At 74.5% G+C, this 21,124-nt stretch carries 21 protein-coding genes; 6 read left to right on the forward strand and 15 right to left on the reverse strand.

Annotated features, from left to right (window positions below; translation table 11 throughout):
• Nucleotides 1-58 precede the first annotated feature (58 nt).
• Complete coding sequence (locus OG550_RS04995; protein ID WP_327674936.1) at nucleotides 59-595, reverse strand: GNAT family N-acetyltransferase; 537 nt, start codon at nucleotides 593-595, stop codon at nucleotides 59-61.
• A 24-nt stretch (nucleotides 596-619) separates the two neighbouring features.
• Complete coding sequence (locus tag OG550_RS05000) at nucleotides 620-1,012, reverse strand: ankyrin repeat domain-containing protein (RefSeq protein ID WP_327674938.1); 393 nt, start codon at nucleotides 1,010-1,012, stop codon at nucleotides 620-622.
• Nucleotides 1,013-1,421: 409 nt separating this feature from the next.
• Between OG550_RS05000 and OG550_RS05005 the strand changes: the two genes are divergently transcribed.
• From OG550_RS05005 to OG550_RS05015, 3 genes are all read left to right on the forward strand, one after another.
• Nucleotides 1,422-1,616: a hypothetical protein gene (locus OG550_RS05005; protein ID WP_327674940.1), complete on the forward strand. Its 195-nt coding sequence runs from the start codon at nucleotides 1,422-1,424 to the stop codon at nucleotides 1,614-1,616.
• A gap of 175 nt (nucleotides 1,617-1,791) precedes the next feature.
• A complete protein-coding gene (locus OG550_RS05010) occupies nucleotides 1,792-3,417 on the forward strand; it encodes a hypothetical protein (protein WP_327674942.1) in 1,626 nt (541 codons plus the stop codon).
• A 317-nt stretch (nucleotides 3,418-3,734) separates the two neighbouring features.
• On the forward strand, nucleotides 3,735-4,109 hold the full coding sequence (locus tag OG550_RS05015; RefSeq protein ID WP_030396357.1) for an RNA polymerase-binding protein RbpA: 375 nt from the start codon (nucleotides 3,735-3,737) through the stop codon (nucleotides 4,107-4,109).
• A gap of 183 nt (nucleotides 4,110-4,292) precedes the next feature.
• Here OG550_RS05015 and fxsA read toward each other — a convergent pair whose 3' ends face one another.
• From fxsA to OG550_RS05040, 5 genes are all read right to left on the reverse strand, one after another.
• Entirely contained in the window at nucleotides 4,293-4,871 is a 579-nt protein-coding gene (gene fxsA / locus OG550_RS05020) for an FxsA family membrane protein (RefSeq protein WP_327674945.1), read from the reverse strand.
• Nucleotides 4,872-4,950: 79 nt separating this feature from the next.
• Complete coding sequence (gene lnt / locus OG550_RS05025) at nucleotides 4,951-6,600, reverse strand: apolipoprotein N-acyltransferase (protein WP_327674947.1); 1,650 nt, start codon at nucleotides 6,598-6,600, stop codon at nucleotides 4,951-4,953.
• A 126-nt stretch (nucleotides 6,601-6,726) separates the two neighbouring features.
• On the reverse strand, nucleotides 6,727-7,197 hold the full coding sequence (locus OG550_RS05030) for an N-acetyltransferase (protein WP_327674949.1): 471 nt from the start codon (nucleotides 7,195-7,197) through the stop codon (nucleotides 6,727-6,729).
• A 43-nt stretch (nucleotides 7,198-7,240) separates the two neighbouring features.
• A complete protein-coding gene (locus OG550_RS05035; protein ID WP_327674951.1) occupies nucleotides 7,241-8,893 on the reverse strand; it encodes an amidohydrolase in 1,653 nt (550 codons plus the stop codon).
• 31 nt (nucleotides 8,894-8,924) lie between these two features.
• The gene (locus OG550_RS05040) at nucleotides 8,925-9,365 is read right to left on the reverse strand and encodes an Lrp/AsnC family transcriptional regulator (protein WP_327674953.1); all 441 of its coding nucleotides are present in this window, start codon (nucleotides 9,363-9,365) and stop codon (nucleotides 8,925-8,927) included.
• A gap of 229 nt (nucleotides 9,366-9,594) precedes the next feature.
• Here OG550_RS05040 and OG550_RS05045 point away from each other — a divergent pair, with 229 nt between their 5' ends.
• Entirely contained in the window at nucleotides 9,595-10,047 is a 453-nt protein-coding gene (locus OG550_RS05045) for a hypothetical protein (RefSeq protein ID WP_327674955.1), read from the forward strand.
• A gap of 165 nt (nucleotides 10,048-10,212) precedes the next feature.
• Here the strand turns inward: OG550_RS05045 and OG550_RS05050 are convergent, their stop codons facing one another.
• A complete protein-coding gene (locus tag OG550_RS05050) occupies nucleotides 10,213-11,376 on the reverse strand; it encodes an acyl-CoA dehydrogenase family protein (RefSeq protein WP_327674957.1) in 1,164 nt (387 codons plus the stop codon).
• A gap of 349 nt (nucleotides 11,377-11,725) precedes the next feature.
• On the opposite strand from OG550_RS05050, the gene OG550_RS05055 reads away from it, so the two are divergent.
• Together OG550_RS05055 and OG550_RS05060 are read left to right on the forward strand one after the other, a co-directional pair.
• Nucleotides 11,726-12,304: a uridine kinase family protein gene (locus tag OG550_RS05055; RefSeq protein ID WP_327683691.1), complete on the forward strand. Its 579-nt coding sequence runs from the start codon at nucleotides 11,726-11,728 to the stop codon at nucleotides 12,302-12,304.
• Between the two features lie 319 nt (nucleotides 12,305-12,623).
• Nucleotides 12,624-14,882 carry an AAA family ATPase gene (locus OG550_RS05060; protein WP_442905925.1) on the forward strand — a complete coding sequence of 753 codons (2,259 nt, stop codon included), beginning with the start codon at nucleotides 12,624-12,626 and terminating at the stop codon, nucleotides 14,880-14,882.
• A gap of 57 nt (nucleotides 14,883-14,939) precedes the next feature.
• Here OG550_RS05060 and OG550_RS05065 read toward each other — a convergent pair whose 3' ends face one another.
• From OG550_RS05065 to ribH, 7 genes are all read right to left on the reverse strand, one after another.
• Nucleotides 14,940-15,929, reverse strand: coding sequence for an NAD-dependent epimerase/dehydratase family protein (locus OG550_RS05065; RefSeq protein WP_327674959.1), 990 nt, complete (start codon nucleotides 15,927-15,929; stop codon nucleotides 14,940-14,942).
• A 124-nt stretch (nucleotides 15,930-16,053) separates the two neighbouring features.
• Nucleotides 16,054-17,100, reverse strand: a complete 1,047-nt coding sequence (locus OG550_RS05070) for a hemolysin family protein (protein ID WP_327674961.1) — start codon at nucleotides 17,098-17,100, stop codon at nucleotides 16,054-16,056.
• Nucleotides 17,097-18,440, reverse strand: a complete 1,344-nt coding sequence (locus tag OG550_RS05075; protein ID WP_327674963.1) for a hemolysin family protein — start codon at nucleotides 18,438-18,440, stop codon at nucleotides 17,097-17,099. The genes OG550_RS05070 and OG550_RS05075 overlap by 4 nt, the downstream gene beginning before the upstream one ends.
• A gap of 314 nt (nucleotides 18,441-18,754) precedes the next feature.
• Nucleotides 18,755-19,189 carry a PH domain-containing protein gene (locus tag OG550_RS05080; RefSeq protein ID WP_327674965.1) on the reverse strand — a complete coding sequence of 145 codons (435 nt, stop codon included), beginning with the start codon at nucleotides 19,187-19,189 and terminating at the stop codon, nucleotides 18,755-18,757.
• 113 nt (nucleotides 19,190-19,302) lie between these two features.
• Nucleotides 19,303-20,151: an ATP phosphoribosyltransferase gene (gene hisG, locus OG550_RS05085; RefSeq protein WP_327674967.1), complete on the reverse strand. Its 849-nt coding sequence runs from the start codon at nucleotides 20,149-20,151 to the stop codon at nucleotides 19,303-19,305.
• Between the two features lie 57 nt (nucleotides 20,152-20,208).
• The gene (locus OG550_RS05090) at nucleotides 20,209-20,481 is read right to left on the reverse strand and encodes a phosphoribosyl-ATP diphosphatase (RefSeq protein ID WP_030306151.1); all 273 of its coding nucleotides are present in this window, start codon (nucleotides 20,479-20,481) and stop codon (nucleotides 20,209-20,211) included.
• A 140-nt stretch (nucleotides 20,482-20,621) separates the two neighbouring features.
• Nucleotides 20,622-21,092 (reverse strand): 6,7-dimethyl-8-ribityllumazine synthase, encoded by a 471-nt coding sequence (gene ribH, locus OG550_RS05095; protein WP_327674970.1) that lies wholly within the window; start codon nucleotides 21,090-21,092, stop codon nucleotides 20,622-20,624.
• Nucleotides 21,093-21,124: the final 32 nt, after the last annotated feature.

The following is a 21,124-nucleotide window of genomic DNA, read 5'->3' on the forward strand; positions in this document are numbered from 1 at the left end:
CTCTGCCCCCGTCCGCCGGCCGTCGGCTCCCGGGGGAGCCTACCCGCGCGGGCGGCCGTCAGACCGCCGCCGCACCGAACTCCTTGCCCATGCAGACCGACTGCGGGTGCTCGCGGTAGATGCCGAACTTCCGGATGTCGGCGTACCCCTCGGAGGCGTACAGCGCGATGGCCTCGGGCTGCTCGGTGCCGGTCTCCAGGACGAACCTGGTCCGGCCGGCCTCGGCGGCGGTCAGCTCCAGCCGGCGCAGCACCGCGCGGGCCAGGCCGCGGCCGCGCGCCACGGGTCGGACGAACATCCGCTTCAGTTCGGCGTCGCCCGCCCGGATCCCGTGCGGTCCGGCCTCCTTGGCCCGCCAGCCGCCGCAGGCGACCGGCTCGCCGTCGAGGTAGGCGATCAGGAAGAGGCCGGCCGGCGGCTCGAAGTGGTCCGGGTGCAGCTCGGTGAGGTCGCCCTCGCCGTAGCGGCGGACGTACTCCTCCTGCACCTCCGCCGAGAGGAGCTGGGCGTCGGGGTGGCCGTAGCCGGTGACGCGGATCTCGATGCTGTCGCCCTTGGCGTCCCGCAGGACGCCGTTGCCGGTGGTGCTCTCCATGGTCGGTAAGCCTACGGCCCTTCCTCAGCGGCCCTCGAACCGGGCGACGAGCTCCTCCTTGCCGAACATCCGGGCCGTGTCGACCGCGGACGGGGTCCCGGCGGAGGGGTCGGCGCCGCCGCCGAGGAGGACGGCGAGGACGTCGTCGGCCCCCTTGAAGACCGCGCCGGCCAGCGGGGTCTGCCCCCGGTCGTTGGCCCGGTTCGGGTCGGCGCCGCGCTCCAGCAGGGCGGTGACCGAGGCGGCGTGGCCGTGGTAGGCGGCGAGCATCAGCAGCGTGTCGCCGCGGTCGTTGGTGAGGTCGGCCGGGGCTCCGGCGTCGACGTAGGCGGCGAGGGTGGCGGTGTCGCCGGCCCGGGCCGCGTCGAACAGCTTGCCGGCCAGGGCGATCACGTCGGCGTCGGGGGTCTCGGTCATGTCTCGGGCCTCTCTCGGGGTCTCGTCCGGTCCTGCGGTCCTGCGGTCCTGTGGTCGCGCCCGTCGCACCGTAGCGGCCGGACCGTACGCGATCCAGCACGCGTCCGGATCCCGGATGCCGCCGCCGTTCCGGCCACGACGCCCGGGCGGGAAGGTTGCGCGCCCATTCGAGCGAACTTCCCGGCACCCCCGGAAACTTCCCGGTCCGCGGACGGGAATGTGTCGGCGCCCCGGAACGGCGCGGCGCTCGGGCCACCGGCGGTCGGTTCGCATACCGCCGCCCGGGTCACGAATCGGCACCACCCGGGAGAACCACCCATTTGCACCGTTCCATCATCTATTACTTTTTGTCACGATTAAGGCACATTCCGTAACACTGCCCCTGTCCCCCCTCCCCGAGGAGCAGAACGTGATCCTCTCGATTTCCGGCATCGTCCTGTTCGGCACCATCGCCTTTCTCTTCTTCCGCAGGGACGGACTGAAGGTCTCCCACGCCATCGTCTGCGCCCTCCTCGGCTTCTACATCGCCGGCTCCTCGATCGCACCGAGCATCACCGCGGGCGGCGCCAGCCTCGCCAGCCTGCTCGGCGGCCTCAAGTTCTAGGGACCGCCTCGGGCCTGTCTCCCGGACCCCTGCCGGGGCCCGGCCGAATCCCGGGAGGCAGGCCCTCACCGTCACTCCCCCGTACGGGCCCGGGCGCGGATCCCACCGCCCCGGGCCCCGTCGTTGAAGCAAGCCCAGTCCCGCCCGACCGTCCCATCCGCCCGGGGAGCCAGGAATGCCGCTCAACCGCCTACCACTCAGCAAGGGCCGCGACCTCGTCCGCACGGCCGGCGACCACGCCTCCGACATGTTCGCGCCGCTCACCGTCATCGGGCGCGGCATGCGCCACCACGTGGCCTGGTCGAAGGAGCGCTGGCAGGCCACCCCGAAGGAGCGCCGCGGACCGACGCTCTTCCTGGTCGCCGCCATGCTGCTGGGGATCTACCTGCTGCCGCACGGGCTGCTGTTCGCCCTGGTGGCCCTGATGGCCAGCGCGGCCTGGGCGGGCCGGTCGCCCAAGTCGCCGCCCGCCCCGCCCGAGCCGGACGTCGCCGACGTCAAGCTCGGCGCCCTCTACGCCGCCCTCACCCCGTACCTGGCCGGACCCGACGACCTCAACCCGCTCTACCGCCACGAGGGCGGCTACCAGGGCGTCTTCAGCGGCTGGGAGTTCGACGGCGAGGGCCGGCTCTCCCGGCTGGAACTGGCCTACCCGGCCTACTTCACCGACACCGAGCCCGCCGCCCGGGCCCGGATCGAGCAGGTGGTCCAGGGCAAGGCCGGCCGCGCCCGGGAGTACCGCTTCGACTGGGACGAGGAGTCCAACAAGCTGCGGATCGCCGCACTGGCCCCGCTGCCCACCGACATCGCCGCCCAGCGGTTCGTGACCGCGCCCGGCGAGATCGTGCTCGGCTTCACCGACGAGGACGGCACCGCCCGGACCATCCCGGTGCACCAGGGCGGCACCGTCGCCCAGCAGCCGCCGGTGGTCTGGCGCACCGGCCCGCGGTCGGCCGAGCCGCACCTGCTGGCCCTCGGCGTGACCGGCTACGGCACCTCCAGCCTGATCCGCTCGGTCGCGCTCCAGGCGCTGCCCTTCGCCGACCTGGTCGTGATCGACGGCGCGGGCACCGGCGAGCACGCCTGCCTGGTCAACCGGCCCGGCGTGCACACCGTGGAGACCAGCCTGCACGGCGCCCTCGCCGCACTGCAGTGGGCGGCCCAGGAGACCGAGCGGCGCCTCGGCGCCCTGAACGCGGCCCGGCACGCCGGCGTCGCCCCGCCCGAGGACGTCACCCGGCCGCTCTGGCTGCTGCTCGACCACCCGACCGAGCTGAGCGAGCTCGCCCACGCCGAGGGCCGACCCGACCCGCAGGACCTGCTGGAGCTGCCGCTGCGGCACGGCCGGGCCGCGAGGGTCACCGTGGTCGTCGCCGACGACATCGAGGCCCGGGACCGGATCACCCCGAGCATCCGGTCCACCACCCGGGCCCGCGTGGTGCTCGGCCCGACCGGCCCCGCCGAGGGGTACGCCGCGCTCGGCACCCCGCTGGACATCGTGCCCGCCGCGCACGCCCCCGCCGGGCGCGGCTACGCCCGGATCGGCACCGGCGCCCCGGTCCGCCTCCAGGTGCCGGCCACCGTCGACCCGCTGGACGAGGAGGCGCCGGCCCAGCTGCGGGAGGCGGTGATCGCCCTGCTGCCGCACCGCGACACCCGGACCGAGGCCGCCGCCCCGGCCGGGGTGCCGCCCCGGCCGGAGGGCCCGCCGACCGTGCCGGTGGAGCTCGACCCGGACCCGCGCGCGGGGGTGGACCTCGCCAAGGGCCCGTCCGCGCTACGCTTCCGCCCGCTCGCCTGACCCGGGCGGGCCCGTTCCGCTCGGCCGGGCGGGCGGAACTCGGCGGGTCCGGGAGGGGCGGCGGTGGCCGTCGATTCCCGTCCCGGTACGCTCGTGCGGGAAAGGCCGACCGATCACCAGATGTGAAATAGGTGACACCTGGGGTGATATCACCGGCCAGATGTGACAAATCGGGCGCTGGTGGGTACAAACAGGGGCGGCACGACAGACGACGCATGTCCCGGGACGGGAATCTTCGTCGGAAGCCGAGCGTTGACCGAACGACGAAGAACAGCGACCACTAGTCCTGTGGGCCATAAGCCCGGGAGGCACGATTCATGAGCGAGCGAGCTCTCCGCGGCACGCGACTCGGGGCCACTAGCTACGAGACCGACCGCGGTATCGATCTGGCTCCCCGCCAGACCGTCGAGTATGCATGTCAGAACGGACACCGATTCGAGGTTCCTTTCTCGGTCGAGGCGGAGATCCCCTCGGCGTGGGAATGCCGCTTCTGCGGCCAGGAAGCGGTACTCCTCGACGGTGACGAGCCTGAGGAGAAGAAGACCAAGCCGACGCGTACCCATTGGGACATGCTGATGGAGCGCCGCACGCGTGAGGAGCTGGAGGAGGTGCTGGCCGAGCGGCTGGCCGTGCTCCGCTCCGGTGGGATGAACCTCGCGGTACACCCGCGGGACACCCGCAAGAGCGCCTGACCCCGCTCCCGCCGACCGGCGGGGGCAAGCGAAAAGGGACCCTGGTCACCAGGGTCCCTTTCGCGTTGCCCGGACCCGCCGTACCCGGGACGGGGAGCCGTCGTCGGCAAGGGCGGGGCCCCGCACGGCGCACGGCGGCCGCCGGACGGGCCCGGGCCCGTCCGGCGGCCGCACGCGCCGCGGTCAGCCGTTGATCGGCGGCCGGTAGGCGGTGTCCGGGCCCTGCGGGTCGCCCGGGCCGCTGCCCGGCTCGACCACCTCGCCCTGGATCACCTTGCCGTCGGGCCGGTGGATGCGCAGCTGCTCCTGCAGCCGCACCGCGTCCGCGAACGGGTCGGCGCCGACCGCGGAGGCGGAGCGCAGCGCCTTGTCCGTGAGCCGGCGGCCCGCCGCCCGCCAGAGCACCCGGGTCGGCGGGAACAGCAGGGTGAGCGCCAGGGCGTCGGAGAGGAAGCCCGGCACGATGAGCAGCAGGCCCGCCAGCACCGTGAGGCTGGTGCCGGTCTGGGTCTGCTGCGGCTTCGGGTCGCGGCTCTGCTCGATCGCCGCCGACAGGGCCTTGAGGCCGGCCCGCTTGACCAGCGAGCCGCCGATCACCGCCCCGGCGATCAGCAGGAGCACGACGGTCAGGCCGCCCAGCCAGGAGCCCACCTGGACCAGCAGCCAGATCTCCAGAACCAGCCAGGCGGTGATCAGCAGCGGCAGCACCCGCCGGAGCTTCGAGCGCGGCGCCGGACGGGTGGGGGTAGCTTGCCGGGTCACGGTACGAATCCACTCCAAGCGGTGCTCTGCGCGCCGCACGGAAGGTCCGGGCCGGCTACGGCACCACCTGGTCCAACGATCAGCCCGCGGCCGGTGTTCCGTCGGCCCGGGCGGCGTCCTGCCGGTCGCCGGACGGGCGCCGCCGGCGGCCGAGCAGCACCGCGCCGCCGCAGGCCAGCAGGCCGGCCACGGCCAGCGTCCACTCGGGCACGGCGCCCAGGTGGTCGGCGACGGTGGTGCCGTCGCGCAGCGGGACGGTGGCGGACAGCTCGGCGGCGGTCAGCTCCTCGGTCCGCTGGACGACCGTGCCGTCGGGGGCGATGACCGCGCTGATGCCGCTGGTGGCGGCGATCAGGACCGCCCGGCCGTGCTCGACGGCGCGCAGCCGGCTCATCGCCAGCTGCTGCTCGGGCTGGCCGGTCTTGGCGTAGGTGGCGTTGTTGGTCTGTACGACGAGGACCCGGGCGCCCTGCTCGACGGTGTCGCGGACGATCTCGTCGTAGGCGACCTCGAAGCAGATGACGTCGCCGATCCGGGCCGGGCCGAGCTGCATCACGCCGTTGTGGTCGCCGGGGTAGAAGTCGCGGGCGACCCGCTGGAGCCGGGTGATCACCTTGGACAGCTGGTCGCGGAACGGCACGTACTCGCCGAACGGCACCGGGTGCTGCTTGGTGTAGGAGGCGCCCGGTCCCGTCTTCGGGTCCCAGACGATGCCCTCGTTCTGGACGTGCTGCTCGTCGGGGCCGTCGACGAGGGTGCCGACCAGGGTGGGGACGCCGATCGCCTTCACCGCCTCGTCGATCCGCCGGTAGGCGAGCGGATCGCTGAACGGGTCGAGGTCGGAGGAGTTCTCCGGCCAGATCACGATGTCGGGCTTCTCGGCGCGGCCGGCCCTGATGTCGTCGGCGAGCTTCTCGGTGGCGGCGGCGTGGTTGTTGAGGACCATCATCGGGCGGCCGAGGAAGTCCATGCCGGGGTTGGGCACGTTGCCCTGGATGACGGCGACCTTGACGGTGTCGGCGGGTGCCGTCGGCACCGGCACGAGGAACCCGGCCAGCATCACGGCGACGGCGCCGAGACCGCCGGCGGCGGCCGCGGCCGGGCGTACGGCGCGGCCCCGTCCGGGCAGCCGCAGCACGGCCCAGGCGAGCAGGGTGCCGGAGAGCGCGACCGCGAAGGTGACCAGCGGGGCGCCGCCGAGCGCCGCCAGCGGGGTGAAGGGGGTGGCGGTGTTGGCGAAGGCGAGCCGGCCCCACGGGAAGCCGCCGAGCGGCAGCCGGTCGCGGGCCCACTCCTGGGTGATCCAGAGGCAGGCGCCCCAGAGCGCCCAGCCGGGCAGCCGGGAGGTGACCGCGAGCCCGGCGCCGAGGGCCGCCAGGAAGAGCGCCTCGACGACCGAGAGGCCGATGGTGGCGTCCCAGCCGACCACCCGCAGCCAGCTGAGCAGCATCAGGAAGAACGGCAGCCCGAAGGCGAAGCCGGTCCAGGCGCCCTGCCGGGCGGTGCGGCCCCGGGTGAGCAGGGAGAGTGCGGCGACGCCGAGCAGCGAGAGCGGCCAGAGGTCGTACGGCGGGAAGGCCAGGGCGAGCAGCAGCCCGGCGAGCGCGGCCAGTCCGGTGCGCGGCAGACCGGCCCGGACCTTGGCGAGCGCGCGGGCGGCCCGGCCCTGGCGGGGGGTCCCGCCTGGGGTCTCGGATGCGGCCCCGGACCGCTCCTGGGTGACGGGCATGACCACCGTCGCACCATCTCTCTCGGCGCCGCCCCGCGGAGTACGCGGACGGCTGTTCGGACGCTGTCCGAAGAAGGTACCCCGTCAGGACACCCGACCGTGAGGTGAGGGTCGCTTCGGTCCGCCTCAGCGCGGGGCGTAGCGGACCTCGCGGAGCGGCCAGTCGGCGGCGAGCCAGGCGGAGACGGCGCGGTGCAGCGGGGCGTCCAGCCCGGCGCGGTCGGCGCTGACCCAGGAGCTGACCTTGGCCGCGGTGGGCTCCTCGCGGTCCGGGTAGATGTAGACGCAGCCGATCACGGCGTCGCCGGGGACCTCCCGGACGCTGTAGGTGAAGCCCTTGCGGGCGGTGAAGTCGGCGGCGTGGCGGCGCAGGTCGGCGAGGTTGCGGTCGAGCGGCATGCCCTCGACCGGGGGCCAGTGGCCGTGCTCGAAGCCGGGGGTGGCGCGGATGTGGTCGATGCTGCCGCTCCAGGCGGCGTGGTCGGCCTCGTTGTGCCGCTCGCCGAGCGGCTCCAGGCGGAACCCCTCGGCGAGCAGTTCGAGCGGCACGGTGAAGTCGGCGGGGACGAGGGCGGGCGCGGCGGTGTGGTCGGTCATGCCGGTCACGGTACGGGCCGCACCCGCCGTGATCATCCGGTTTTCACTCGGCGGCCAGGTGGACCGTGCGGCCGCGGACCACGGTGCGCAGGCAGACCGGCAGCGGGCGGCCGGGGGTGAGGTCGGGCAGACCGGGGGTGCCGGAGCGCGGGTCGGTCGACCAGCCGGCCACCCGGGAGTCGGGGGCCTGGACGACCAGGTCGTCGGCGGCCCAGACCGCGTAGCTGGCGACCGCGCCGGGGACGAGCACGCCGTCGTGGTCGCGGCCGAGCGCCCGCCAGCCGCCCCGGGTGTGGGCGGTGAAGGCCGCGCGGGCCGAGATCCGGTGCTCCGGGGTCAGGTGGAACGCGGCGGCCCGGACGGTCCCCCAGGGGTCGAGCGGGGTGACCGGCGCGTCCGAGCCGAAGGCGAGCGGCACACCGGCCCGCAGCAGGGCCGCGAAGGGGTTGAGCGCGGCGGCGCGCCCGGCGCCCAGCCGCTGGACGTACATGCCGTCCGGGCCGCCCCAGGCGGCGTCGAAGGCGGGCTGGACGGAGGCGGTGAGGCCGAGGTCGGCGAAGGCGGCGATGCTCGCGTCGTCCAGCGCCTCGGCGTGCTCGACCCGGTGGCGCAGCGCCCGGACCCGGCCGGCGCCGACCCGCTCGCCGGCCGCCCGGACGCCCTCGATCACCGCGGCCACCGCGGCGTCGCCGATGGCGTGGAAGCCGGCCTGCAGTCCGGCCTCGGTGCAGGCGGCGACGTGGTCGGCGACCTGCCCGGCGGTCAGGTAGGAGGTGCCGGTGTGGTCCGCGTCCGCGTAGTCGGTGTGCAGGCAGGCGGTGCGCGAGCCGATCGCGCCGTCGACGAAGAGGTCGCCGCCGGCGCCGACCGCGCCGAGTCGGCGCGCGGTCTCCACGCCGCGCTCGCCCAGCTCGCCCCAGTAGCCGAAGACCTCGGGGCCCTCGCCCTCGGCGGCGAGCGCGAGCAGTGCCGCGAGGTCCTCCTCGGAGGAGATCTCCGGACCGGCGCACTCGTGCAGCGCGCCGATGCCGAGTTCGGCGGCGCGGGCCAGGGCGGCGCGCTGGGCGCGGGTGCGCTGCTCGGCGGTGAGGCGGGCCAGCGCGGTCTGCCGGACGGCGTGGTGGGCGTCGCGGGTCAGCGGGCCCTCGGGGTGGTGGCCGGGGCGGTCGGCGAGGCCCTCGGTGAGCTCGCGCAGCGCGGTGGTCGCCAGGGCGGAGTGCACGTCGGTGCGGGAGAGGTAGACGGCGGCGCCGCGGGCGGCCGCGTCCAGCTCGGCGAGCGTGGGCGGGCGGCCCTCGGGCCAGCGGGTCTCGTCCCAGCCGTGGCCGATGAGCACGCCGCCGGGCGCGTCCTGGGCGGTGACGAAGGCGGTGAGGGCGTCGAGCGCGGCGGCCAGCGAGGGGCTGCCGGTGAGGTCGAGGCCGGTGAGCGCCAGCCCGGTGGAGGTGGCGTGCACGTGGGCGTCGACGAAGGCGGGGGTGACCAGGGCGCCGTCCAGCTCGACGATCTCGTCCGCGGTCTGCGCGTAGGCCTCGGCTGCGCCGTCGCTGCCGACCCAGGCGACGTGCCCGCCCTCGACGAGCATGGCGGTGGCGAAGGGGTCGGCGGGGCTGTAGACGGCGCCGCCGCGCAGCAGGACGGTTCGGGGGCCCCTCCTGCCCGAGGACGGGCGGGGAGGGAGGGTGCTATCGGTCATGCGGCCTAGTCTGCACCTCCCCGGTGCCCGCTCAGAGCTTCGGGGGGCGCGCCTCGTAGGGAGTGGAGAGCACGACGGTGGTGCGGGTGGAGACGCCGGCGGCGCTGCGGATGCGGGCCAGCAGGTCCTCCAGGTCGCCGGGGGCTCCGACGCGGACCTTGAGGATGTAGTTCTCGTCTCCGGCCACGCTGTGGCAGGCCTCGATCTCGGGCAGGCCGGACAGCCGTTCCGGCGTGTCGTCCGGGGCGCTGGGGTCGAACGGCTTGACCGAGATGAACGCGGTGAGCGCCAGCTCGACGGCGTCCGGGTCGACGATGGCGGTGTACCCGCGGATCACGCCGCGCTGCTCCAGCCGGCGCACCCGCTGGTGCACCGCCGAGGTGGACAGGCCGGTGGCCTTGCCCAGGTCCGTGTAGCTCATCCGGCCGTCCTGGAGGAGCAGCTGGACGATGCGTTGGTCGAGATCCTCCACAAGGCGCAAACCTACCCCCTCGGGGGCGTACGCCGTGCCGGTACGGGCGCACGGGGAGTCACCCGGGGTGCCGGGGGGTGCCATACGGGCACATGCCGGACGAATGTGGCGGACGACACACCCGGTGCATCACAGTGCGCCGGGCCGCAGGGTTATGAGTCCGCGTCGAAGGGAAGTGCTGGTTGTGGCCCCGAGTGACCACGCCGGGCCCGATCCGAGGGGGATCACCATGCGCGTAGCCGACCAGCGCCCGATGGGCGCGGACGACTCCCACGATACGACCGACCGCGAGGACCTCGCGGTCCCCTACGACGCCGCGCCCGGGGTGGACCCGGGCGAGGCCGACACCTGGGAGATCTTCCGGGTGCACTGCCCGGCCTGCCGACGTCCGATCGCCCTGGTGGGCGACGAGGAGCGGCTGCCGCAGCACGCCGTCCTGCCGACCGCCTGGCACCCCTTCTCGCCCGCGCTCTGCCCGGGCTCCGGTGCACCGACGGACGACCTGACCGACGTGGAGACCGCCGAGGACGCCGAGCCGACCGGCCTGGAGGCGCTGCTCGCGCTGCCGTCCGAACTCGACTGGCGCACCCAGCCGTTCTCGCACGCGATGGTGCACCGCCCGGTCCGGGTGGAACCCGCCCCGGCCATCCCGGAGCAGCGCAGCCGGCTGACCCGGCGCTGAACGACCGCCCCTCGCAAGGGTGTCGACGGACCGTCAGGCCGATTACCCTCCGGGGCAAGCGGCCTGACGGTCCGTCGACGAGGTGCCGCCCCCGGACGTCACTCCGCACCCTGGAATGACACCCGGCGGCCGTTCCGCGGCCGCCCGCGGGCGGGCGGCGGGGACTCAGCCCTTGGTGAGGTGGCGGCCGATCACCAGGCGCTGGATCTGGTTGGTGCCCTCGACGATCTGCAGCACCTTGGCCTCGCGCATGTAGCGCTCGGCCGGGAAGTCCTGCGTGTAGCCGTACCCGCCGAGCACCTGGACGGCGTCGGTGGTCACCTTCATCGCCGCGTCGGTGCAGAACAGCTTGGCCATCGCCGCCTCCTTGGAGAACGGCAGGCCCGCGTCGCGCCTGCGGGCGGCGGCCAGGTAGAGCGCACGGCCGGCCTCGATCTGGGTCGCCATGTCGGCGAGCAGGAACGACAGGCCCTGGAAGTCCGCGATCGGACGGCCGAACTGGCGGCGGGTGCGCGCGTAGTCGACGGCCTGGTCGAGCGCGGCCTGGGCCACGCCGACGGCGCAGGCCGCGATCCCGAGGCGGCCGGAGTCCAGCGCGGCGAGCGCGATCTGGAACCCCTGCCCCTCGCCGCCGACCAGCCGCTCCCGGGCCACCCGGGCACCGTCGAAGTGCAGCTGGGCGGTCGGGGAGGACTTCATGCCCATCTTGTGCTCCGGCGGCGCGGCCGAGAGGCCCGCCTGGGCGCCGGGAACCAGCAGGCAGCTGATCCCGCGCGCACCCTCCTCGCCGGTGCGCACCAGGGCGCTGTAGAAGTCGGCGTGGCCGCCGTGGGTGATCCACGCCTTGGTGCCGCTGACCACGTACTCGTCGCCGTCCAGGTCCGCGCGGGTGCGCAGGGCAGCGGCGTCGGAGCCGGACTGCGGCTCCGAGAGGCAGTACGCGCCGAGCTGCTCGCCGGAGAGCATGCCGGGCAGCCAGCGGTCGCGCTGCTCGTCGGTGCCGAAGGTGGCGAGCGCGTGGCAGGAGAGGGTGTGGACGCTGACGCCGAGGCCGACGGCCAGCCAGCCGGCGGCGAGCTCCTCCAGCACCTGGAGGTAGACCTCGTAGGGCTGCTCGCCGCCGCCGTACTTCTCGTCGTACGGCAGGGAGAGCAGGCCGGCGTCGCCGAGCGTGCGGAAGACCTCGCGCGGGAAGCGGCCGACGGCCTCGTCCTCCGCGGCGCGCGGCTGCAGCTCGCGCTGGACGAGGTCCCGGGTCAGGCTCAGGAGCTCGCGGGCCTCCTCGCTCGGCAGCTGGCGGTCCACGGCTTTCGCAGGGGAGGGGGTCATAGCGGCTGGTCGCCTCCTCGGTCTGGCGCCGGGCCCGGGGAGTGGTGGGCCCCGCGCGGGGTGTGGCAGGTCGGCCCGACCGGCACCGGATTGCGGTGAACGGCCGTTCACATGCGTGGCGAAGTGAGTATGCCCGATCATGGCGCTGCCGTCACGACCTGCCCTTCGGCACTGTCCGGATCGGTGCACAGGCCCGCGTAGGGTTGCCGTTGTGGCTTGTTCCGACACATCCGACTCCCCTGTAGAGGGCGTCCCCGCGCCCGCGTCCTCCGCCGCCCCGCACTCCGCCGCCCGGCCCTCCGCCGCCCGGCACTCTGCATCCGCCGGGGGCCCCGCCGCCGCCGTCGGCCTGACCGGCCTCGCCGCCGGACTGCGGGCGCTGCCGCCGTCCTGCGGGCCGGTGCGGCTGGTCGCGGTGGACGGGCACGCCGGTTCGGGCAAGACCACCTTCGCGGGCCGGCTGGCGGCGGCACTGGGCGGGGCGCCGGTGGTCCACCTCGACGACCTGGCCACCCACACCGAGCCGTTCGGCTGGACCGGGCGGCTGCGCTCCCAGGTGCTGGAGCCGCTGGCGGCCGGGCGGGACGCCGCGTACGAGGTGTACGACTGGACCTCCCGCCGGTTCGCCGGCACCGCGGCGGTACCGCTCGCGCCGGTGGTCCTGGTCGAGGGGGTCGGCGCGGGGCGGCGCGCGGTGCGGCCGTGGCTGAGCCGGCTGATCTGGATGGAGCTCGACGCCGCGGCCGCCCGGCGGCGGGGCGAGGAGCGGGACGGGCCGGGGCTGGCGGAGTTCTGGGCGGGCTGGGCCTCCGCCGAAACCGCACATTTCGCCGCCGACCCGAGTCGGCCGTTCGCCGGAACGCTGGTCGACGGAGTGACCGGGCGGATCGCGCCGAGCACCGTCGGTGAACCTTCAACAGGCCCTTGACCTGCGGCGTCGCCAGGAATTAGGTTCTCCCACGTTGGCGGATTCGTTGAATCCGCAACCTCGGACCCGGCATCCCCGGCTTGTTCCCCCGTGAGCCGGGGGTGCCGTCCGACACCCCTCCCCCGGTCCCGGCCACCGTCCAACGGCCGCACCCCCGATCGCATTTGACATCGCGCGGCACCCTTCCGGATCAGCGCCACCCCGGTACGATTCCTGCAGGCGCATATGCGCCCCGGGGGCAGACGACCACCGGCCGGCTCCGCACACCGCCCCGCCGGCCGAGCCCCGAGCCACACCGCGGGGGGCGTGAGTGACGACGGTGGAGAGTTCCGACAGCAACAACACGGGCGGCGCGGCGCCGAACCGGCTCGCCGACCGCGCCTGGCTCCGTGCCATGGACGCCTACACGGCCGGCGCCTACTCCCGGGCCGAGGAGGAGTTCCGTGCCGCCGTGCGGCTGGACCCCGGGATGGCCGACGCCTGGCTCGGCCTGCACGCGCTGCGCAGCGACACCTCCGGCGCGTTACTCGCCATGTACCGCCACCAGAAACGTTTCGGTGAGCAGCGGCGCCGCCACGGCCGGCCGCTCAGCTCCTGGTACTGGCTCGGCTGGTGGGTGCAGCCGGTCCTGGAGGACGCCCGCGACCTGGCCCTCGCACACGCCTCGCACTGGCTCGACGGACGCCACCTCACCGAGCTGGACCAGGCGTTGGAGCAGTGCCCGGCCCCCGGCGAGGACCCCAGCGCGCGGTTCCTGCACGCCTGCCGGTCGTACCTGCTGAAGGACTGGGAACAGCTGATCCGGGACACCGACCGGCTGCTGGACGACCCGCTGCTCGGCATCGAGGCGGGGCTCTTCGCCGGCATGGCGCGGGTCCGGCTGGACATGTGCGCGCAGGCCCAGGCGCCGCTCGCCGCCTCGCTCGCCCGCTGCCGCTCCGAGCAGCCGCAGCGCAAGGAGCTGCGCTACTGGCTGGCCCGCTCCTACGAGGGGGCCGGGCGCAGCGCGGCCGCGCTGCCGCTCTACCGGGCCGTCCACCGGGCCGACCCGGCGTTCATGGACACCGCGGCCCGGCTCACGGCGATCTCGGCGGAGGACGGCGTCGCCGACGCCCTGCTGGAGTCCGGCGGCGGGGTGGGTGCGGGCGGCCGCGAGACGGGCCGGGCGGGGGGCTTCGAGGACGCGCCGGACATGGAGGCGCTGGACCCGCTGGATGCCCTGGACGCGCTGGACACCATGGGCGCGATGGACACGGTGGACGCGACCGGGGTCGACTCCGGGGGCTACGGGGCCTTCGGCCCGGACCCGGCCGGCCCGGACGGCAGGTCGGGGCTCGGGGCGGACCCCCTGGGGGCGGAGGCCTACGGGGCCGATGCCTACGGCGCGGAGGCCTACGGGGCGGACGTGCAGGGCCAGGAGGCGGCGGACCCGGACGGTCGGCTGCTGGACGCCCCCTCCCCCGGCGCCTCCGGCGGTTCGGGTGCGGACGCTCCCGGCCCGGACGCCGAGCCCCGACCGGCCGCCCCGGCCACCGCGGGGACCGGCACCGACAACAGACCCTCGGGCGGCGAGGCGGGCGCCCCGCCGCCGGCCGCCGGCGAGCGCTCCGGTTCGACCGCGCCGCTGCCGGCCCCCGTCACACCGGCCTCCCCCGCACCCGCCCGCGGCGAGGCGCTCCCGCGCACCGCGAACACCTACGCCACCATCGAACGCGAGGGCGACCAGGCGGAGTTGGACGCCGCACTCGCCGAACTCTCGCGGATGGTCGGCCTGGAACCGGTCAAGCGACAGGTCCGGGCGCTCTCCGCACAGCTGCGGATGGCCGGCCTCCGCGCCGAGCAGGGCCTGCCGGTCCAGCCCCCCAAGCGCCACTTCGTCTTCTCCGGCCCGTCCGGCACCGGCAAGACCACCGTCGCCCGGATCCTCGGCCGGGTCTTCCACGCCCTCGGCCTGCTCTCCGGCGACCACCTGGTCGAGGCCCAGCGGGCCGACCTGGTGGGCGAGTTCCTCGGCCAGACGGCGGTCAAGGCGAACGAGCTGATCGACTCCGCCCTGGACGGCGTGCTCTTCATCGACGAGGCGTACAGCCTCTCCAACTCCGGCTACAGCAAGGGAGACGCCTACGGGGACGAGGCGCTCCAGGTGCTGCTCAAGCGCGCCGAGGACAACCGCGACCGGCTGGTGGTGATCCTGGCCGGCTACCCCGAGGGCATGAACCGGCTGCTCGCCACCAACCCCGGGCTCAACTCCCGCTTCACCACCCGGGTCGACTTCCCCAGCTACCGCCCGGGCGAGCTGACCGCGATCGGGGCGGCCCTCGCCGGTCAGGACGGCGACGGCTGGGACGAGGACGCCGCCGAGGAGCTCGCCTCGATCTGCACCCACGTGGTCCGCGAGGGCTGGATCGACGACCTGGGCAACGGCCGGTTCGTCCGCACCCTGTACGAGAAGTCCTGCGCCTACCGTGACCTGCGGCTCACCATGCTGCGCGAACCGCCCGGCCGCGAGGACCTGGCCACCCTCCGGCTGCCGGACCTGGTCCAGGCGTACGGCGAGCTGATCGACGGCCGAGGCTGAGCCGGGGCCGGGTTCGGGGGCGGGCCCCCGAACCCGGCCCGGCCGTCGGCGGGCCGCTCAGCCCGCCAGGACCTTGGCCTCCAGCTCCGGGTCCAGGCCGACCTGCGGCCGGTCCGGACGCTGCGGGGCGGTACCGCCGATCGCGGTCAGCCAGGCCCAGGTGTCCGCGACCGTCTCCGCGACCGGACGGCAGCGCAGCCCGGCGGCCACCGCCTTGGCGACGTCGGAGCCGTGCATGGTGTCGTACAGCTCGCCCGGCGGGATCCAGACCGGCAGGTGGCTCCACGGCTCGACACCGGCCGCCAGGATCGGCCCGGGCTCCGTCCAGCGCAGCTCGGCGTCGGAGCCGGTGGCCGCCACGCAGGCCTCCAGCAGCCCGCCCATGGTGGCGTGCCCGGCCGGGCTGACCAGGTCGTACGCGCCGCCGAGCCCGCCCGCCAGGGCGTCCAGCGTCCAGGCCGCGAGGTCCCGGCCGTCGATGAACTGCACGGAGAGCCCGCGCGGCCCGGGGGCCAGCACCGGGCCGCCGCGGGCGATCCGGCCCAGCCACCAGGGCAGCCGGCCGATGTTCTCGTACGGGCCGAGGATCAGCCCCGCCCGGACCAGCAGCCCCCGGTCCCCGAAGGCGTCCAGGACGGCCAGCTCGCCGCCCCGCTTGGCCTGCGGGTACGCCACCTCGCCGCCGTCGTCGGGTGAGCCGTCCACCACCGGCGCCGTCTCGTCCGCGCCCGCCGGGGCCGGGTAGGCGTACACCGAGCGGCTCGACACGTACGCGTAGCGGCCGACCCGGCCCGCCAGCAGGCGGGCGCTGTCGCGCACCGCCGACGGGGCGCCGGACCAGGTGTCCACCACGGCGTCCCACTCCCCCGCAGCGAGCGCCGCGAGCCCGCCCTCAGCCGTCCGGTCCCCGTGCAGGACCTCGGCCACCCCCGCCGGCGGAGCGTGCGTCCCCCGGTGGAAGACCGTCACCTCCCAACCCCTCGCCACCGCGTCCTCGGCGACCGCGCGCCCGACGAACTCCGTCCCACCCAGCAGTAGAAGCCTCATGCCGACCACCCTGCACGGAAGACGGCCGGCAGGGGAACGACCGCACGCTCAGAGCGGAATCGCCCACAGCGAAAGCGCGGGGCCGGGCCCGGCCCCGGGGCGGGGGCCGGGCCGCGGACGCGCCCTACGCCGCGGAGCGGTGGTCCGGGTCGTGGACCTCGCCGACCAGCTCCTCCAGCACGTCCTCCAGCATCACGACGCCGAGCGTCCGGCCGTCCTGGTCGAGGACGGCCGCCAGGTGGCAGGCGGCCCTGCGCATGGCGCCGAGCGCGTCGTCCAGCGGGAGGGTGCCGCGCAGCACCGTGATCGGCCGCCAGAGGCGGGCCGGCACCGGGACCGTGGGGTCGTCGACGTCCAGGATGTCCTTGAGGTGCAGGTACCCCAGGTAGCCGTGGCCGGCCGGGTCGCCGTCGGTGACCGGGAACCGGGAGAAGCCGGTGCGCAGCGCCAGTTCCTCGATCTGCGCGGCGGTCACCTTGGTGTCCACGGTGACCAGCTGCTCGGGGGTGAGCAGCACCTCGGTGACCGGGCGGCGGCCCATCTCCAGGGCGTCCTCCAGGCGCTCCTGGCGGCCCTCGTCGAGCAGTCCGGCGTCCCGGGAGTCGGCGAGCAGGTACATCAGCTGCTCGGTGGTGAAGACCGACTCCACCTCGTCCTTGCCCTCGACCTTGAACAGCCTCAGCACGGCGTTGGCGAAGGCGTTCAGGAACGCGATCACCGGGGCGAGCCAGCGGGCCAGCCGGTCGAGCGGCGGGCCGAGCCACAGCGCGGCCTTCTCCGGACCGGCCAGCGCCATGTTCTTGGGCACCATCTCGCCCATCACCATGTGCAGGTAGACCACGACCGCCAGCGCGATGCCGTAGGAGAGCGGGTGCATCAGGCCGGACGGCACGCCGAGCGCGTGGAACGGCCCCTCCAGCAGGTGGGCGATGGTCGGCTCGGCGAGCGCACCGAGGCCCAACGAGCAGACGGTGATGCCGAGCTGGGCGGCGGCCAGCATCGCGGACACGTTGGAGAGCGCGTGCAGGACGGTGCGGGCGCGCTTGTCGCCCGCCTCGGCGAGCGGCTCGATCTGGCTGCGCCGGACCGAGACGACGGCGAACTCGGCGCCGACGAAGAAGGCGTTGCCGAGCAGCAGCAGGACGGCGGCGGCCAGTTGGAGCGCGGTCATCGGGTCCCGTCCTCGTCGTCGCCGAAGGAGTGGTACCCGTCGGTGCGTTCCACCCGGACCCGGCTGGTCCGGTGGCGGTCCACGGCCTCGACGGTGAACCGCCAGCCGGGCAGCTCGGCCTGCTCGCCCGGGACGGGCAGCTTGCCGAGCAGGTCGGTGACGAGTCCGGCCAGCGTCTCGTACGGGCCGTCCGGGGCGTGCAGGCCGATGGTCTCCAGCTGGTCGAGCCGGGCGCGGCCGTCGGCGGCCCACAGGGGCCGCCCGTCGACCGGTGGCAGCGGCAGCAGTTCGGGGGTGTCGGCCGGGTCGTGCTCGTCCTGCACCTCGCCGACGATCTCCTCGACGATGTCCTCGACGGTCACCACGCCGGCCGTGCCGCCGTACTCGTCGACCACGATGGCCATCGGCTGGAGCCGGCGGAGCTGGTCGAGCAGCCGTTCGGCCGGGAGCGTCGCGGGAACCAGCAGCGGCTGGACGACCAGGTCGGAGACCCGGACGTGGGCGCGCCGGCCGGCGGGGACGGCGAGCGCGTCCTTGAGGGTGACGGTGCCGGTGACCTCGTCCAGGCTGTCGCTGTACACCGGGAAGCGGGAGAGGCCGGTGGCGCGGGTGAGGTTGAGGACGTCGGCGGCGCTGGCGTCGTGCTGGAGCGCGGCCACGTCGACCCGCGGGGTCATCACGGACTCGGCGGTGAGGTCGCCCAGGCCCAGGGTCCGCACGAACAGGGTGGCGGACTCCTCGTCTATGGCGCCCGCCCTGGCCGAGTGGCGGGCGAGCGAGACGAGTTCGGCCGGGGTCCGGGCGTGGTCCAGCTCCTCCTGCGGCTCGACCCCGAAGGCCCGCACCATCCGGTCGGCCGAACCGTTCAGGACGCTGATCAGCGGGCGGCAGGCGCGCGAGAACGCCATGTGCGGCGCGGCGACCGCGCGGGCCACCTGGAGCGGCCGGGAGATCGCCCAGTTCTTCGGGACCAGTTCGCCGATCACCATCTGGACCACGGTGGCGAGCACCATGCCGATGATCAGGCCGGCGCCGCGGGCGGCGCTCTCGGGCAGGCCGACCCCGGTGAGCACGGGCTTCAGGAGGACGGAGAGCGCCGGTTCGGCGAGCATGCCGACCACCAGCGAGGTGACGGTGATGCCGAGCTGCGCGCCGGAGAGCTCGAAGGAGAGGTGCCGGAGGGCCCTGGAGACCCGGCGGGACTTGGCGTCACCCGCTTCGGCGGAGCGCTCGACGGCGCCGCGCTCGACGGTCACGAAGGCGAACTCGGCGGCCACGAAGAGGCCGTTGGCGAGGATGAGCAGAACGGCTGCGAGCAGCAGCAACCAGGCGGTGATCACAGTGCCGCCTGCCTTCCGGTGGTCGGAAGTCGGGCGGCGCAGGTACTACCGGACGGATCGTCCATGGACGGGGGTTGTCACTCCTCTGGTCGTTTTCGGGCAGGACAATGCCTTTGCCCCGCTTTAATCAGCGTAGACGATACCCGTGCGGCCGTCGGATCAGTGTTCGGACCCGCCAACGGCGGTACGGGGCACGGTGGAGGGGCGGCGGTGGAGGCAGGCCGGGACGGGTGCGGGACGCCGGGACGGGTGCAGGGCTCGGCAGCCGGGGCTCAGTGGCCGCAGCTCGGCGGCCGGGGCTCAGTGGCCGGGGCTCAGTGGCCGCGGCGCTCGACCAGGTCGCGCAGCGCTCGGGCGTCCGCGATGGCCTGGGCCTTGCCCACGCCGGACTGGATGCCGACGGCGGCCAGCGAGGTGCCGTCCGCGAGGTCGAGGGTGGCCCACGGGTCGCCCTGGCGGAAGTTGACCCGGACGATCTCGGCCCAGCCCAGGCGGCGGCTGCGGACGAAGTTGACCACGGTGACGCCCTCGGCGTCGGCCCGGACCCGGGGACGGGCGAGCATCAGGCCCACCGAGGCGAAGAGCACGCCGCTGAGCGCCATCATCATCCGGTCGTTGAACTGCCAGTTCGCCGGCAGCGCGACCGCCATCACGGCGAACATCACCACCAGCAGCGCGCAGACCGGCAGCAGGACGGCACGGGTGCGGCGCGGCGCCCAGGTGACGGGGAACTCGGCAGGCGTGGACACGAGGGGCTCCGGGTGGTTCGACGGCTGGTGCAGGGGAAAGGGTGGGGACACCGTACGGCGTCCCCACCCCATTCAACCGGTGCTTACCCGCGCGACCGCAGGCGGCGTGCGGATCAGAGACGGCAGGCGTGGATGTTCGTCACCAGGATCGCCCGGGCCCCGATGCCCCACAAGTCGTCCATGATCCGCTGGGCCTCCTTGCGGAGCACCATCGCGCGGACGGCCACCCAGCCCTCGGTGTGCAGCGGGGAGACGGTCGGCGACTCCAGGCCCGGGGTCAGCCCGACGGCGGCGGTGACGTTCTCGGCGCGGATGTCGTAGTCCATCAGCACGTAGCGGCGGGCCACCAGCACGCCCTGCAGGCGGCGCAGGAACTGGTCGACGGCCGCGTCCTCGCCGGCGCCCTTGGGGCGGATCACCACGGCGTCGGAGATCAGGATCGGCTCGCCGAACACCTCCAGGCCCGCGTTGCGCAGGCTGGTGCCGGTCTCCACCACGTCGGCGATCACGTCGGCGACGCCCAGCTGCACGGCGGTCTCCACCGCACCGTCCAGCTTGGTGACGGTGGCCTTGACCCCGTGGTCGGCGAGGTGCTGCTCGACCAGGCCGGTGTAGGAGGTGGCGATCCGCAGCCCCTCCAGGCCCTGCACGTCCTGGACGTCCACGCCCTCGGGGCGGGCGAAGCGGAAGGTGGAGCCGCCGAAGCCGAGGGCGAGCACCTCCTCCGCGTTGGAGTGCGAGTCCAGCAGCAGGTCGCGGCCGGTGATGCCGACGTCGAGCCGGCCGGAGCCGACGTAGACGGCGATGTCGCGCGGGCGCAGGAAGAAGAACTCGACCTGGTTGCCCGGGTCGACCAGGACCAGTTCCTTGGCGTCCTTGCGCTGGCGGTAGCCGGCCTCATGGAGCATCTCCGCCGCGGGACCCGAGAGCGAACCCTTGTTGGGTACGGCGATGCGCAGCATGGAGGTCGGTTCCTTACCTGTTGGGTGTGGCGGGGGGGATGTTCTTGCGGGCCGGTTCTAGAGGTACTTGTAGACGTCGTCGAGCGTCAGCCCACGGGCGACCATCATCACCTGAAGGTGGTAGAGGAGCTGGGAGATCTCCTCGGCGGTCTGCTCGTCGGACTGGAACTCGGCGGCCATCCAGACCTCGGCGGCCTCCTCGACGACCTTCTTGCCGATCGCATGGACGCCCTGCTGGACGAGCTGCGCGGTGCGGGAGGACGAGGGGTCGCCGGTGGCGGCCTTCTGCTGGAGCTCGGTGAAGAGCTCCTCGAATGTCTTCGAAGCCATGATGCACTCACCTTACGGCGTGCGGGCTTACGGGCGGTAAACGGTCCCGGACCGTGGACAGTCCGGTGGACGTCCACGGTCCGGGTCCGCGGAGGGGCGGCTTCGCGCCGACGGCGTGCCGTCGGGGTCCGCCCGGCGGCTCAGAGCGCGCGCAGCGTGACGGCGGTGGCGACGGCGGCGGTGACGGCCTCGTGGCCCTTGTCCTCGGCGGAGCCCGGCAGGCCCGCCCGGTCCAGCGCCTGCTGCTCGTTGTCGCAGGTCAGCACGCCGAACCCGACCGGCACGCCGGTGTCCACGCTGACCTGGGTGAGGCCGGCGGTGGCGGCCTGGCAGACGTAGTCGAAGTGCGGGGTGCCGCCGCGGATGACGACGCCGAGGGCGATCACCGCGTCGTAGCCGCGGTCGGCGAGCCGCTTGGCGGCCACCGGCAGCTCGAAGGTGCCGGGGACGCGCAGGACGGTCGGCTCCGCGACGCCCAGCTCCTTCAGGGCGCGGTGGGCGCCGTCGAGGAGGCCGTTCATCACCTGCTCGTGCCACTGGGCGGCGATCACGGCGACCTTGAGGCCGGCGGCGTTGTCGATGGTCAGCTCGGGGGCTCCGTGGCCGCTCATGTGCTGGTGCCTTTCGGTGGTTCGGCGATGCG

Source organism: Kitasatospora sp. NBC_00458, assembly GCF_036013975.1.
Classification (GTDB): Bacteria; Actinomycetota; Actinomycetes; order Streptomycetales; family Streptomycetaceae; genus Kitasatospora.

What these genes read in the sequence shown, in the direction of transcription:
- OG550_RS04995 (WP_327674936.1), bottom strand. Translation starts at nt 595, where the DNA reads ATGGAGAGCACCACCGGCAACGGCGTCCTGCGGGACGCCAAGGGCGAC.
- OG550_RS05000 (WP_327674938.1), bottom strand. Translation starts at nt 1,012, where the DNA reads ATGACCGAGACCCCCGACGCCGACGTGATCGCCCTGGCCGGCAAGCTG.
- OG550_RS05010 (WP_327674942.1), top strand. Translation starts at nt 1,792, where the DNA reads ATGCCGCTCAACCGCCTACCACTCAGCAAGGGCCGCGACCTCGTCCGC.
- OG550_RS05015 (WP_030396357.1), top strand. Translation starts at nt 3,735, where the DNA reads ATGAGCGAGCGAGCTCTCCGCGGCACGCGACTCGGGGCCACTAGCTAC.
- lnt (WP_327674947.1), bottom strand. Translation starts at nt 6,600, where the DNA reads ATGCCCGTCACCCAGGAGCGGTCCGGGGCCGCATCCGAGACCCCAGGC.
- OG550_RS05030 (WP_327674949.1), bottom strand. Translation starts at nt 7,197, where the DNA reads ATGACCGACCACACCGCCGCGCCCGCCCTCGTCCCCGCCGACTTCACC.
- OG550_RS05035 (WP_327674951.1), bottom strand. Translation starts at nt 8,893, where the DNA reads ATGACCGATAGCACCCTCCCTCCCCGCCCGTCCTCGGGCAGGAGGGGC.
- OG550_RS05045 (WP_327674955.1), top strand. Translation starts at nt 9,595, where the DNA reads ATGCGCGTAGCCGACCAGCGCCCGATGGGCGCGGACGACTCCCACGAT.
- OG550_RS05050 (WP_327674957.1), bottom strand. Translation starts at nt 11,376, where the DNA reads ATGACCCCCTCCCCTGCGAAAGCCGTGGACCGCCAGCTGCCGAGCGAG.
- OG550_RS05065 (WP_327674959.1), bottom strand. Translation starts at nt 15,929, where the DNA reads ATGAGGCTTCTACTGCTGGGTGGGACGGAGTTCGTCGGGCGCGCGGTC.
- OG550_RS05070 (WP_327674961.1), bottom strand. Translation starts at nt 17,100, where the DNA reads ATGACCGCGCTCCAACTGGCCGCCGCCGTCCTGCTGCTGCTCGGCAAC.
- hisG (WP_327674967.1), bottom strand. Translation starts at nt 20,151, where the DNA reads ATGCTGCGCATCGCCGTACCCAACAAGGGTTCGCTCTCGGGTCCCGCG.
- OG550_RS05090 (WP_030306151.1), bottom strand. Translation starts at nt 20,481, where the DNA reads ATGGCTTCGAAGACATTCGAGGAGCTCTTCACCGAGCTCCAGCAGAAG.
- ribH (WP_327674970.1), bottom strand. Translation starts at nt 21,092, where the DNA reads ATGAGCGGCCACGGAGCCCCCGAGCTGACCATCGACAACGCCGCCGGC.